A 12,232-nucleotide genomic window follows, 5' to 3' on the forward strand; every position below is an offset into this window, starting at 1 on the left:
TGGCGCCGCTCACGTACTCCTCATAATCCCGGACATCGCCTTGTCGGGCCCATGTCAGAACGTGCTCTCTGGCCTGGGTCCCCGACTCCGGCGTGATGTTCGCGTACCCCCCACGAAAGGCAGATCGTTGAAGCTTCTCCGAACCCTCAAGCGCTGTGCCGCGGCCGGTGCCGTGCTGCTCGCTGCGGTCAGTCTCCAGCCCACCTCGGCCTTCGCCGCCCCGCCGCCGGTCGTGGGCGGAACCCGCGCGGCTCAGGGTGAGTTCCCCTTCATGGTCCGGCTCTCCATGGGCTGCGGCGGCTCGCTGATCAGCCCGCAGGTCGTGCTCACCGCCGCGCACTGCGTCGGTGCCACCGGCAACAACACCAGCATCACCGCCACCGCCGGTGTCGTGGACCTCCAGAGCGCCAGCGCGATAAGGGTGAGATCCACCAAGATCCACCGCGCGCCGGGCTACAACGGCACCGGCAAGGACTGGGCGCTGGTCAAGCTCGCGACCCCGATCAACCTGCCGACGCTGAAGATCGCCGAGGACGCCTCGTACAACAGCGGCGACTTCACCGTGGCCGGCTGGGGCGCGGCCCGTGAGGGCGGGGCGCAGCAGCGCTACATGCTCAAGGCCCAGGTCCCGTTCGTCTCGGACGATTCCTGTGGACAGTCGTACCCGGAGCTGGTGGCGGGCGAGGAGATCTGTGCGGGCTTCACCCAGGGCGGGGTCGACACCTGCCAGGGTGACTCCGGCGGCCCGATGTTCCGCCGCGACAACGCGGGCGCCTACATCCAGGTCGGCATCGTGAGCTGGGGCCTGGGCTGCGCCCGGCCCAACTACCCCGGTGTCTACACCGAGGTCTCCACCTTCGCCGCGGAGATCAAGGCGGCTGCGGCGACCCTGTAAACGGTAGCGGTAACGGGTGGGGCAGGTGTGAGGACGCTTTAGTCCAACACCTGCCCCACCTTTGTCCATGGGCCCGCTCCTCTTCCCGGCGCAGATTGTCGTGTGCGACAAAGCACCGCGACCGAGGAGGACGAGCGTGTACGGATCAGATGCCGGTCCCAGCCGCCGAACCGTGGTGGCGGCCACCGCCCTGGCCGGCGCGGGCGTCGCGGTCGGCGGCGGCCCCTCGGCGGCGTTCGCGTCGGCCCGGTCGGAGACCGTGCTCCGCTCGGACGAGCTCGAAGTCCGAGTCGACAGCGGTTTCCCGCGCGTCGTCTCGTACACCGATCGTGACACCGGGGCGGTGCTGTACGGCGAGCGGGACCCGGTCGCCTCGGTGCTGATCGACTCCGTCGCCCGCACCCCCGGGAAGGTCACCGCGAAGGCACGCGGCGACCGTGTCGCGTACACCCTCGCCTTCGGCCCCACCGAGATCGGCGTCGAGATCCGGGTGGCGGGACGGCGGGTCCACTGGCGGGTGACCCGGATCGCGGACACCGAGGCGCTGCGGGTGGGCACCCTGCGGATTCCGTCGCTGGCGCTGCTCTCGGTCCGCAGCGACCAGCCGGGCGCGGCCCTGCTGGCGGCCCGTATCCAGCTCGACAAGTCGGCGAGCGGCGACACTCTGATCGAGCTCAGTGCGCAGACCCCGCCGGAGGAGAAGCCCACGGGCTGCGCGTACGCGGTCGTCTCCCATGATCGGCTCGGCGGCGCGATCGAGACCAACACCGTGTGGGACAAGCCCGCCGGGGCGTCCGGCACCACCTGGGAGAACGGCAGGCTCTGGCGGCAGACGGTCGCCCGGGAGGGCTATACGGAGGCCCGGCTGGTCCTCGGGGAGTGGACGCACCGGGCGGCGACCGCGCCCGTCGACCAGGTCGAACCCCTGCCGTACGCCACGGTCGTCATCACGGGCGACCGCAACGGCGACGGGGTCGTGGACTGGCAGGACGCGGCCATCGCGTTCCGCGATGTGATGGTGAACCCGCTCGGCGCGGAGGAGCAGCATCTGCGGGTGGTCCCGCACATCCCCTTCAATTTTGCTTCGCAGGCCACCAATCCCTTTCTCGCCACTCTCGACCAGGTGAAGCGGATCTCGCTGGCGACGGACGGGCTGCGGCAGTACACCCTGCTGAAGGGCTATCAGTCGGAGGGCCACGACTCGGCCCACCCCGATTACGCGGGGAATCACAACAAAAGGGCGGGCGGGCTGGCCGACCTCAACACCCTGGTGCGCGAGGGCCGCGCCTGGGGCAGCGACTTCGGCGTCCATGTCAACGCCACGGAGTCGTATCCGGTGGCCGACGCGTTCTCCGAGACGCTGGTCGACAAGAAGAACGAACAGTGGGACTGGCTGGACCAGTCCTACCGTATCGATCAGCGCAGGGATCTGGTCAGCGGCGACATCATCAAGCGGTTCGCCGATCTGCGGGCCGAGACCGATCCCGCGCTGAACATGCTGTACATCGATGTCTTCCGCGAGTCCGGCTGGACCTCGGACCGGTTGCAGCGGGCGCTGCGCGAGCAGGGCTGGCAGGTGACCACCGAGTGGGGTCACGGTCTGGAGCGCTCGGCGCTGTGGGCGCACTGGGCCACCGAGACCGATTACGGCCCCGACTCCTCGCGCGGCATCAACTCGAAACTCATCCGGTTCATCCGCAACCACCAGAAGGACGTCTTCGCCGACAAGTGGCCGACACTGCTGGGCATTCCGCGCACGGGGAACTTCGAGGGCTGGGTGGGGAAGACGGACTGGACCGTCTTCTACCGGCTGATCTGGACGGAGTCGCTGCCCGCGAAGTATCTCCAGGCGTATCCCGTCAAGCGCTGGACCGATCACGAGATCACCTTCTTCGGTCCGAGCACGGTGTCGGACACCGGCGGCGTACGGCGGATCGAGACCGATGGCCGGACGGTGTACGAGGGCGGCTCGTATCTCCTCCCCTGGGAGCCGCGCCGGGCGACGGATCCCGCGAAGCTGTACCACTACAACCCGGAGGGCGGCGCGACCAGTTGGCGGTTGCCGCGCGGCTGGGCGGGTGCGTCGAAGGCGGTGCTGTACCGCCTCACCGATCAGGGCCGGGTGTTCGAGCGGGAGCTGAGGGTACGCGCGGGCCGGGTGACCATCGAGGCGGCGGCGGATCAGCCGTACGTGGTCTACCGCACCCGGGCGCGGGCGGTGCCGGACCCGGGGTGGGGCGAGGCGACTCCGGTGTACGACCCCGGTTTCCACTCCGGTTCGCTGGAGGGCTGGCGGGTCGCGGGCGCGGCGTCGGTGGTGCTCAGCCCGCTCGGGGACTACGAGCTGGTGATGGGCGCGGGGGGCTGCTCGGTGAGCCAGCGGCTCGGCCGTCTCAAGCCGGGGGCGTACGCGGCGTCCGTGCAGGTCGAGGTGGGGGAGCGGGCGGGGGAGCGCCGCCGGGCGAGCCTGGAGGTCCGCACCGCGGACGGCGTCACGGCGGAGAACTGGACGGATGTCTCCACGGCGGTCAACTATGTCGCGGCCGACCGCAAGCATGGCACCCGCTTCCAGCGGATGTTCACGTACTTCACGGTCCCGGAGGGCGGTGGCCCGGTGACGCTCGCGCTGCGGGCGGCGGCGGGTGCGGCCCGGGTCCGTTTCGACAACGTCCGGGTGGTGCCGGCTGTCCCGACCCGGAAGGCGGGGACGGTGGCGTACGAGGACTTCCAGAACGTCCCCCAGGGCTGGGGCGTCTTCGTGAAGGGCGACGCGGGCGGGGCGACGGACCCGCGCACCCATATCGCCCAGCGCCATGCGCCGTTCACCCAGCGTGGCTGGAACGGGAAGGCGATCGACGATGTGATCGACGGGACCGAGTCGCTGAAATCACGCGGTGAGAACGTCGGCCTGGTCTACCGGACGGTCCAGCACATGGTCCGTTTCGAGCCGGGGAAGCGGTACCGGGTGACCTTCCGGTACGAGAACGAGCACGCGGGCCAGTACGCGTGGGTCACGGGCGTGGACGACCGCGAACTGACCCGCGAGCCGGTGCCGGTGGCGACCGGGCCGACGGTGTGGGAGGACGAGTTCACCGCACCGGACGAGGGCGAGGCCTGGGTGGGCCTGCGGAAGGTCGCCGACGCCTGGAAGTCCGAGTTCGTCCTGGACTCCTTCGAGGTCCGCGAGGCGTAGCCACCCCCCTGAACCGGTCCGCCCGGGACGGCCCTCCGCCGTCGGCCCGCCCCGGGCGGACCATCACGACGGGCCCCGCTTCTCCGCCGCTTCCCCCCGGGGCGGAGGGGCGGGGCCCTGCCCGTACGCCGGGTCAGACGGGCCGCGCGTACTCCTCACCGGCCGTGGCGATCTCCGCCCAGACGGCTTTCCCGGGCCCGTCCCGCCGGGATACGCCCCACTTCGCGGCGAGCGCCTCCACCAGCAGCAGCCCGCGCCCACTGGTGGCGTCCGGTGCGGGCACGCCGAGCAGCGGCAGGGTGTCGGAGGCGTCGTGCACCTCGATCCGCAGCCCGTCGTGGAGCCGCTCGTACCGGGTTTCGATGTCGCGGCCCGGGGAGACCTGGGCGTGCTGGACGGCGTTGGAGAGCAGTTCGGAGAGAACAAGAAGGGCGGAGTCCTCGATGCAGGCCAGCCCCCAACTCGCGAGCAGGGTCCGCAGCTCGGCCCGCGCCCGCCCGACGGAGCGGACCCGCCGGCTCCAGCGGGAGACCACGAGCGTCGCCGCGATGTCGTGACACGGCTCGGTCATCATGCCACCGCCTCCCCGGAGACGAATGCGAGGGTGACTAAATCCGGGGTGGGCAGGCCGAAGGAATGGGCGATAAGCTCCGCCATGTTGACGCTCCTTGGAAAGCGTTGGCCAAAGCCCCCGGACCGGTTGCGTCGGTTGCGGGGGCCCTCTTCGGGCCACTGTTATCGAATGAGGGATTCCGCCGCGTGGGGAGGGATTCCGCTATTACCATCGCTGAAACGGCACGTCAGGTGTCGGTCTCGTCTGTCACCAACAGAACTCTGTGGACAGCGATGTGAAAGCGAGTTCGATTGTGGAGCTGAACAACGAAGACCCTGGGAAGCCGACTCCGCGTACGGTGCTGGGGCGGCGCTTGCAGCGCCTGCGTACGGAGGGGGAGCTGTCGCAGCGCGGCTTGGCGGAGCGGGTGAAGTATCCGCACACATATCTGAGCCGGGTGGAGCGGGGGGAGCAGCTGCCGTCGGAGGGGTTGGCGGAGGCGTTGGACGCGTACTTCGGTACGTTGGGGCTTTTTGCGGAGCTGCTGGAGCTGGCGCAGCACTCGACGATTCCCGACTATGGCCAAAAGATCGTGGAGAACGAGGAGAAGGCGGCGCGCATCCAGGTATTCGATAGCAGTGTGGTCCCTGGTCTGCTGCAAACCGAGGACTATGCGCGCGCCCTGATCCGGATCTCGCTGCCCGGGGTGTCGGCGGACGACATAGAGGAGCGAGTCGCCATTCGGATGCGTCGCAGACGGATCTTCGAGAAGCAGGACAAACCTCTCTACTGGGCAATCATGGATGAAGCGGCCATCAAGCGCCCAGTTGGGGGCGTAGGCTGCATGATGGGGCAAGTCGGCCACATTTTGAAGGCTGTCGAGGCTTCACACATCTCCGTCCAGGTGCTGCCGTTTACGCGTGGGGAGCATTCCCTGATGGGCGGTTGCCTGTATCTGCTGACTCTTGAGAACGGCGCTACGATCGGTTATGCCGAGAGCTTTGCCTCGGGCGAGTTGGTGGAGGCACCACGACGCCTTCTCCAACTCACGCAGCGCTTCGATGAGGCTCGTTCTCAGGCCCTGCCGAAGGACGAGACGCTCGACCTGCTCCACAGCTACCTGAAAGGGTATGAAGATGACGACGATTCCTGACTCCTCCGCGCTGACCGGCTGGCGCAAGTCGAGCTATAGCAATGGTGAGGGAGCCGTGTGCGTCGAGGTGGTCGATGGCATCCCCGGCGTGCTCCCGGTGCGCGACAGCAAGAACCCGCACGGCCCGGCGCTGGCCTTCGGCACCGGAGCGTGGACCGCTTTCGTCAACGAGGTGAAGCATGGTGACGATTCCTGACTCGACCGCCGTGACCAGCTGGTGCAAGTCGAGCTACAGCAACGGCGAAGGAGCCGAGTGCGTCGAGGTGGCGACGAGCCTCTGGCGCAAGTCGAGCTACAGCAACGGTGAGGGAGCCTCGTGTGTCGAGGTCGCCGACGGCGTCCCCGGCGTGCTCCCGGTGCGCGACAGCAAGAACCCCCACGGCCCGGCCCTGACCTTCACCCCCGGCCCGTGGACCGCCTTCATCCGCGACCTCAAGGCCCACCCGGCCCTCTGACCGCCCCACCCCCCGCCCCCGGCGTCCCACCCGACGCCGGGGGCGCGTGTTACCGGGGCTGCCCCAGCCAGAACGCCGCAACGGACGGCAGCGCGATACCGGCCGTGGAGCCGTCATGCGGCAGAAACTCGGTCGGCGCGATGTATCCGTCGCCCGGATCGAGGCGGATGCGCAGGCAGCGCAGCGGAAGACCCTCCGTCACATAGCGGCGTACATCCTCGGTGTGGGGCCAGTGTTGCTCCAGATCGCGTTTCAGGGCCCGACAGATGTGCTCGATGTCCTGGCCGCCGAGGAGCAGATAGCGCGAGCCGGGCCCCAGGTTGAGGCACAGCCGTCGTCGTCCTTCGTGGCGTCTGCCATAAGGAAGCCGGTCGAAATTGTCGACGTGCAGTCCGATGCGCCGCCCGGTGGTCGAGTCCTCGGTGGTGGTCCGCCGATCGCCATGGCTGACGGTGCAGCCCAGGAGCTTGCTGGGCCAGCGGCCGGGCAGCGGGTCGAGAGAGGACGCGGCTTCGAGGCGGCCCGCAATGTCCTGTGGTTCGAAGGCGGGCAGGCGGCGTCGGACAAGCTCGATCCGCACACTGGCGGGAATCGACGCATCAGGCCGCAGCCGCTCAGCGGCCTCGCGGCTCAGCGGATGCCAGTCATCACGGGGGACGACAGCTCCCTCGTCGTAGCCGCATTCGCAGCTGGTCGTCCGTACCGCAGTGGTGTCGATCCGCCCCCAGATGCCGTCGAATCGGCCGAAGACCAGTCGTGGTCCCATTGAGCCTCCCGAATCGGCGCACCACCTACGCGCTGTCGAGGTCTTCGCCGTACGTAAGTTCCAGCTCGGCCGCGAGAGCCTCGGCCAGCTGAAGTGTCTGGGACCGGTTGACGATGACGTGCTTGAGGGCACCGACCCCGCGCACCTGGGACAGGTCGTTTCCGCGTAGATCGAGATCCCGGTATCTGCCCGTGTCGAACTCGGTCAGCCGGAGGTCGCAGTCGGCGAAGAGGCCGGCACCGAGATCGGTCCTGGTGAACGTCGCCTCGCGCAGAGAGCACCTTGAGAAGATCACAGGGCCCTTGGTCTGCACCCCGGTGAAGGTGCAGTAGTCGAGTCGGCAGTCCTCGAAGACGACGTTGTCGAGGGTGAGCCCGTCGAGCGAGGCCCCCATCAGTTTGCAGCCGGTGAAGACCACACGGGAGATCTTGCTATCGCTCCACTGGAGCGAGGACAGATCGCAGCCGGTGAACTCCACCGAGTCGACCCGGAGCCGGTCGAATCGGGTGCGCTGCGCCGTGAGCCCGGTGATTCGGCCGTCCATGAGATGGGTGTCGGCCAGGTCGAGATCACGCAGGCCGGCATCCGCGTACTGGAACTCCGCGATCCGGCCCCGGCCTCCCTCCAGGGAAGAGATGTTGGACAAGTACAGGCCGGGTTCGTTGAGGGAGGGCAGGGTGACGCTTGTGCGGCGGATGATGCGGGTGTTCATCGAGATGCCTTTCAGCGGAAGCGTCCCGGTGGTGTCGGGTCCCCGTGGCACTGGGCCGACAGGGCGGGGCTACTTCTTCTTGTTCCAGTTGTCCCAGGTCGGACGGTTGTCGAAGGGAGCAGGGGTCTTCGTCCAGTTGTCCCAGGTGGGGTTGTTGTCCCATGCCGCTCGGTCGGTTGCCGACACGAAGCCGCCATGTGATTCCACCAGCTCTGTCACGACGACCGCGTCGGATGCCGCGAGCTGTTCCAGAAGCGTCATGTCGATGTCTCCTCTGCTGCAAGACCGGACAGTGCCGTGACCAGGGCCTGCCGGGAGACCCGGCAATAGTTGGTCTCCGTGGAGGTGAGACTGCCGTTCTCGAAATATCGGTTGGCGGCCTGAGCCCCACGGCAGAAGTCGAAGAACTCACACTCTGCCCGGCAGCGCTCAAGCCCAGTCAGGAATTCACGGACGTAGCGGAGACGGTGCGCGCCACGGAGGATCTCGGGTAAGGGATTTTCGAGGAGGCTGCCAGCCAGGAAGTCGTCGTAGACGGGGTCGACGGTGTCGGCCAGCTCTGGCGAGAGCAGGACCACATCGCCGTTCCAGGACACGGTGGGTATCGGGTCGAGACGCCGCCGCTCCCACTCGGGCCGATTCCCGGTGCGCATCAGTCGAAGGTACTCGGCGAGCCGCTCCACTTCCCGAAACCTGGGCCCGCCGTCGTGTCCCAGCGTCCAGGTGAGCACATGACGCCAGAAGACCTCGGCCTGCTCGGGGCCGGGCGATGGTCTGCCGAGATTCACGCCCTCGGCCTCCTCGATGTTGAAGCCTGCCGAGTGGCAGCCCAGTGTCGTCAGAAACTCCAGCAGCTCTTCCGGCATCACGATGCCCTGGTCTCCGACCACCGCGATGGTGGAGAAGGGGATGTCCCGCTCACGCAGCCGCTCGATCCCCCGCAGAGTCCGTTCGAAGGTGGGTTTGCCCCGCAGATCGACGCGCTCGGCATTCAGCGCTGCTGGGCCGTCGATGCTTACGCCCACCTGTACGTCATGCGCGATGAGCAGATCGCACCATGCGTCGCTGATCAGGGTGGCGTTGGTCTGGACGTAGTGGTGCACTCTGCCCTCACGGCGCAGGGCCTCGAAGGGAGCGAGGAGCGTGGTGAACCGCCGTGGACCGACGGCCAACGGCTCCCCGCCGTGCCAGACCACGCCCATTGGGTGCCCGCTCTCCGTGAGCGTGGCGACCGAGGCCGCCAGGGCACCGGCGACCTCGGGAGACATCTGGTGGCTGAGCCGACGGAAAGGGAGATAGCAGTACGCGCAGTCGAGATTGCACCAGGTGGTGGGCTGGACCACGACGGTCTGCGGGGCTGCGAACCACTGGTGGTAGCGCGAGTGCCAATCAGAGATATGGGTACGCACAGGCATCCCTTCTGCCCGCTGCGGGCTACGACCGATCCGTGTCGTACTCCGTGAACGGGGTCGCCAGCGAGAGAGCCAGCTCTCTCCATCGGCGGAACAGCGCGAGGTCCGGGTTCTCCAGAAGCTCGCGGCCGATCTGGGTGCCGTCCGCCCGGTAGTTCATGGCCACGACCCTGGACTCGTCGAACATCCAGAAGTCCTGATCGGGCAGGCCCGGGTTGTCGCGGTCGGTGAGGTCGAGAATGCGTACGTCCTCCCCGGCGGCGACGTTGTAGCGGTACGCCGCGAACTCGTACCGCAGGTACTCGGAGAGCGGGCGGGTGACGGTATGCACCCGCCGGATTTGACGCCCGGAATCGCCGAAGGCCCGGACTTTGAGCAGCCACGGGTCGTCCTCGGGGAGATCCAGCTTCCCCGTGGCCAGGAACTCCTCGTACTCCTCCTTTTCGCCCTCTACGGAATACGCCGGGAGGGTTTCGAGTCGGAAAGCCTCCCGCTCGAACGAATCGAACAAAGTGGCCCACTGACCACCGTCCAGGTACATACGCGGTCTCCCTCGCCCCGGCCGTTCACCACGGCTCTGTGCGGATATGCGACCAGGACACTAGGGGGCCCCGGGGGCCGGGGCAAGGGCTGCCCGCGTTCCCGCATAGACCCGTGCGGCGCACTCCGCGCGGGCCGGGCCGGCCTCCGGGTCGCAGGCCTGGCCCTGACCTTCACCCCCGGGCGTCCCACCCCGACGCCGGGGGCGCACCCTTCACGCGCTGTCGGGATCCTCGCCGTACGTGAGCTCCAGCTCGGCGGCGAGCGCCTCGGCCAGCTGAAGTGTCTGGGACCGGTCGACGATGACGCGCTGGAGAGCGCCGACCCCGCGTACCTGGGACAGGTCGTTTCCGCGTAGATCGAGATCCCGGTATCCGCCCGCGCCGAACTCGGTCAGCCGGAGGTCGCAGTCGGCGAAGAGGCCGCCCCCGAGGTCGGTCCCGGTGAAGGTCGCCTCGCGCAGAGAGCACCTTGAGAAGATCACGGGGCCCTTGGCCCGCACCCCGGCGACTGCATGCCCGCTCTCCGACAGCAAGTGCCGCCCGCGCTACCGGGACCGTGTCACTCAGCTCTGGTCGGATGCGAGCCCGGTAGCGAGCGCGTTGTCTTTCTGCCCTGGCGGAGTGGTTCGATGCTTCGGGCCGGGTACGCCGGGCCTGCCTTGCGAAGGTACGGATCCAGGTCCTGCCGATCGCCCGGGTGCCGGCCGCCGCATGCCTGTCCGCTGTGCTGCGCGTCGGCACAGGTGAGGCAGGAAGGTGTAGAAGCGGTCGGGAAGGAACACGGCGTCCGCAACGATCATCGCGCCGGAGAAGAGAGGCAGTCCCATGAGCACCGCGATGCCGATGTGCATGCCCAGCAGCATGACGAGAACGGGGTACTTGAGCCTGCCGAAGAGCACGAACGGGAAGGCCACCTGCAAGAGCACCGTCATGTAGCCGACGATCGAGATCAGGATCGTCTGCTCGTCCACGAGGTGGGAGAGGGCGGGCCAGGGCTGGAAGAGTTCGAGGTTCAGGACGTAGTGGAGAGCGGTGCCTCCGCCCCAGGAAGCACCCTGGACCTTGTACAGGCCGGCTGCTCCGTAGAGGACACAGACTTGTGCCGCGATGACGAAGATGCCGCAGTTGTGCACGACCGTGGTCAAGGTTGTCCGGGCATCCAGGAGTTGCTGCACGGAGAAGCGCCTCACCAGCTTTGGCGCGTTGCCCGCACGAGCCGCCTTGAGCCGGTCTCTGCGCGCGTCCAGGGACCAGCGCCGTCCGCACGCGGTGAGGACGAGGTAGAGGGCCATCAGCAGGGTCAGGTTGTCGCCCCCGTCCGTCATGAAGATCGCTCGGGCATGGAACGAGGTCACCACGAGGGCGAAGAGGATGGACATGACGCGGGTCCGCCAGCCCAGCATGAACAGCGCGGACGTGACGAGGGCCATCACGTAGCAGAGCTCGAAGTAGGCACGGCTGTCGGACAGGGTCAGGATGCTGTTCCAGCCCGTCTGGTCGAAGAGCTGTTGCGCCAGCGCGGGAGTCCACGGCGAGTCGGCACCCCAGATCTCATGACGGTGGGGGAACTCGCGCAGCAGGAAGATCAGGTAGAGCGATCCGTAGCCGATGCGCAGCGCCGACGCGGCGTACAGGGACACCGGCCTGTCGGTGAGAAGCGCCCACAGGGCACTGATCCGGTCGAGGAGCCACCGGTGGGCTGTGCCGGCGAACCCGGTCTGTCGACCCGTTGGCCGGCGGGGCGCCGGTGGCGTGGGGGCGGTCTGGGGGATCTGCTCATTTCCCATGGGTGGTCACCTTCCACCAGGGCAGCAGCCGGTTCTCGACGGGTGTCGGGGGGCGGTTGCCGACTGCGGCGCCGGGTGCGGCGATGGGCAGTGTGACGACGCGGAGCTGAATGAAGTCGACTGTGCCGGCGTTGCGGGCGGCGACGCGGTCCGCGGCGATGTTGCTCAGATACTTCTGCATCATCACGGCGCGTTCGGTGCGCGCATTGTCGTCTCCTCCGTGTGAATCGGTATAGGAGGTCCAGGCGCGGCGCAGGAGGTTCTGTGCCGTGTGGCTCGGAAACACACTGTGCTCGACTGCGGAGTTGTCCTCGGCAACCAGGTCGAACCAGGCGCTCACCTTCATCGATCCGTCGGAGCGTGTGTGTGCGGCTCTCGCCAGGACCTGCCGGTTGACGGAGTCGGGTTCCGGGGCGAACAGCCGCCAGTTCTGTTCGAAAAAGGGATACACCCATGCGTTGATCTGCGGGCTGAATCGCTTGGAGACGGTGCTGGCGGGTGCCACATGAAGGAATACCAGAGCGACGTGGGCGAGAGTCGTCGCCAGGCACAGAATCACGGCGGTGTACAGCCCTGCTTTCAGCGCGCGGGCACCCCCCGGCCGCTTGACCGGTGTGGCCACGGCGTCAGGACATTCCTGTGCGACCGGACCGGAATCGGACTGCTGGATTTCCTTCACGTCCGCTGATTCAATTCCGCTCGACACCGCTCACCCTGACTTTCTCATATCAGCTACTACTCGCGCGCGCCTGACTCTTCCTGCG

The 12,232-nt window shown here is 67.8% G+C and carries 14 protein-coding genes; 5 read left to right on the forward strand and 9 right to left on the reverse strand.

Annotation, left to right across the window (positions count from 1 at the left end; all coding sequences use genetic code 11):
* Nucleotides 1–127 precede the first annotated feature (127 nt).
* Entirely contained in the window at nucleotides 128–895 is a 768-nt protein-coding gene (locus FF041_RS04385; protein ID WP_153521099.1) for a S1 family peptidase, read from the forward strand.
* Between the two features lie 67 nt (nucleotides 896–962).
* Nucleotides 963–4,088 (forward strand): endo-alpha-N-acetylgalactosaminidase family protein, encoded by a 3,126-nt coding sequence (locus tag FF041_RS04390; RefSeq protein WP_153521100.1) that lies wholly within the window; start codon nucleotides 963–965, stop codon nucleotides 4,086–4,088.
* 133 nt (nucleotides 4,089–4,221) lie between these two features.
* Here the strand turns inward: FF041_RS04390 and FF041_RS04395 are convergent, their stop codons facing one another.
* Nucleotides 4,222–4,662 (reverse strand): ATP-binding protein, encoded by a 441-nt coding sequence (locus FF041_RS04395; protein ID WP_153521101.1) that lies wholly within the window; start codon nucleotides 4,660–4,662, stop codon nucleotides 4,222–4,224.
* A 262-nt stretch (nucleotides 4,663–4,924) separates the two neighbouring features.
* Between FF041_RS04395 and FF041_RS04400 the strand changes: the two genes are divergently transcribed.
* The 3 genes from FF041_RS04400 to FF041_RS04410 are packed head-to-tail and all read left to right on the forward strand — an operon-like array spanning nucleotide 4,925 to nucleotide 6,249.
* Nucleotides 4,925–5,794, forward strand: a complete 870-nt coding sequence (locus FF041_RS04400) for a helix-turn-helix domain-containing protein (protein WP_323391194.1) — start codon at nucleotides 4,925–4,927, stop codon at nucleotides 5,792–5,794.
* Complete coding sequence (locus FF041_RS04405) at nucleotides 5,772–5,990, forward strand: DUF397 domain-containing protein (RefSeq protein WP_407698106.1); 219 nt, start codon at nucleotides 5,772–5,774, stop codon at nucleotides 5,988–5,990. The genes FF041_RS04400 and FF041_RS04405 overlap by 23 nt, the downstream gene beginning before the upstream one ends.
* Nucleotides 5,974–6,249, forward strand: coding sequence for a DUF397 domain-containing protein (locus tag FF041_RS04410; protein WP_153521103.1), 276 nt, complete (start codon nucleotides 5,974–5,976; stop codon nucleotides 6,247–6,249). The genes FF041_RS04405 and FF041_RS04410 overlap by 17 nt, the downstream gene beginning before the upstream one ends.
* A 49-nt stretch (nucleotides 6,250–6,298) precedes the next feature.
* On the opposite strand, the gene FF041_RS04415 is transcribed toward FF041_RS04410, so the two are convergent.
* The 8 genes from FF041_RS04415 to FF041_RS04450 form a co-directional block, all read right to left on the reverse strand.
* On the reverse strand, nucleotides 6,299–7,015 hold the full coding sequence (locus tag FF041_RS04415) for a hypothetical protein (RefSeq protein WP_153521104.1): 717 nt from the start codon (nucleotides 7,013–7,015) through the stop codon (nucleotides 6,299–6,301).
* Nucleotides 7,016–7,040: 25 nt separating this feature from the next.
* Nucleotides 7,041–7,727: a pentapeptide repeat-containing protein gene (locus tag FF041_RS04420; protein ID WP_153521105.1), complete on the reverse strand. Its 687-nt coding sequence runs from the start codon at nucleotides 7,725–7,727 to the stop codon at nucleotides 7,041–7,043.
* 69 nt (nucleotides 7,728–7,796) lie between these two features.
* Nucleotides 7,797–7,988: a multiple cyclophane-containing RiPP AmcA gene (gene amcA / locus FF041_RS04425; protein WP_153521106.1), complete on the reverse strand. Its 192-nt coding sequence runs from the start codon at nucleotides 7,986–7,988 to the stop codon at nucleotides 7,797–7,799.
* A complete protein-coding gene (amcB, locus tag FF041_RS04430) occupies nucleotides 7,985–9,136 on the reverse strand; it encodes a cyclophane-forming radical SAM peptide maturase AmcB (protein WP_323391195.1) in 1,152 nt (383 codons plus the stop codon). The genes amcA and amcB overlap by 4 nt, the downstream gene beginning before the upstream one ends.
* A gap of 25 nt (nucleotides 9,137–9,161) precedes the next feature.
* Nucleotides 9,162–9,680, reverse strand: a complete 519-nt coding sequence (locus tag FF041_RS04435; RefSeq protein WP_153521108.1) for a DUF6879 family protein — start codon at nucleotides 9,678–9,680, stop codon at nucleotides 9,162–9,164.
* A gap of 213 nt (nucleotides 9,681–9,893) precedes the next feature.
* Nucleotides 9,894–10,163, reverse strand: coding sequence for a pentapeptide repeat-containing protein (locus tag FF041_RS04440; protein ID WP_194291930.1), 270 nt, complete (start codon nucleotides 10,161–10,163; stop codon nucleotides 9,894–9,896).
* 81 nt (nucleotides 10,164–10,244) lie between these two features.
* A complete protein-coding gene (locus FF041_RS04445; RefSeq protein ID WP_153521110.1) occupies nucleotides 10,245–11,468 on the reverse strand; it encodes an HTTM domain-containing protein in 1,224 nt (407 codons plus the stop codon).
* The gene (locus FF041_RS04450; protein ID WP_323391197.1) at nucleotides 11,458–12,147 is read right to left on the reverse strand and encodes a DUF5819 family protein; all 690 of its coding nucleotides are present in this window, start codon (nucleotides 12,145–12,147) and stop codon (nucleotides 11,458–11,460) included. Before FF041_RS04450 ends, FF041_RS04445 begins: the two co-directional genes overlap by 11 nt.
* Nucleotides 12,148–12,232 lie beyond the last annotated feature (85 nt).

Origin of the sequence: Streptomyces jumonjinensis, assembly GCF_009600885.1 — a bacterium.
Classification (GTDB): Bacteria; Actinomycetota; Actinomycetes; order Streptomycetales; family Streptomycetaceae; genus Streptomyces; species Streptomyces jumonjinensis.

What these genes read in the sequence shown, in the direction of transcription:
- FF041_RS04390 (WP_153521100.1), top strand. Translation starts at nt 963, where the DNA reads ATGGGCCCGCTCCTCTTCCCGGCGCAGATTGTCGTGTGCGACAAAGCA.
- FF041_RS04435 (WP_153521108.1), bottom strand. Translation starts at nt 9,680, where the DNA reads ATGTACCTGGACGGTGGTCAGTGGGCCACTTTGTTCGATTCGTTCGAG.
- FF041_RS04405 (WP_407698106.1), top strand. Translation starts at nt 5,772, where the DNA reads ATGAAGATGACGACGATTCCTGACTCCTCCGCGCTGACCGGCTGGCGC.
- FF041_RS04410 (WP_153521103.1), top strand. Translation starts at nt 5,974, where the DNA reads ATGGTGACGATTCCTGACTCGACCGCCGTGACCAGCTGGTGCAAGTCG.
- FF041_RS04420 (WP_153521105.1), bottom strand. Translation starts at nt 7,727, where the DNA reads ATGAACACCCGCATCATCCGCCGCACAAGCGTCACCCTGCCCTCCCTC.
- FF041_RS04395 (WP_153521101.1), bottom strand. Translation starts at nt 4,662, where the DNA reads ATGATGACCGAGCCGTGTCACGACATCGCGGCGACGCTCGTGGTCTCC.
- amcA (WP_153521106.1), bottom strand. Translation starts at nt 7,988, where the DNA reads ATGACGCTTCTGGAACAGCTCGCGGCATCCGACGCGGTCGTCGTGACA.
- FF041_RS04415 (WP_153521104.1), bottom strand. Translation starts at nt 7,015, where the DNA reads ATGGGACCACGACTGGTCTTCGGCCGATTCGACGGCATCTGGGGGCGG.
- FF041_RS04445 (WP_153521110.1), bottom strand. Translation starts at nt 11,468, where the DNA reads ATGGGAAATGAGCAGATCCCCCAGACCGCCCCCACGCCACCGGCGCCC.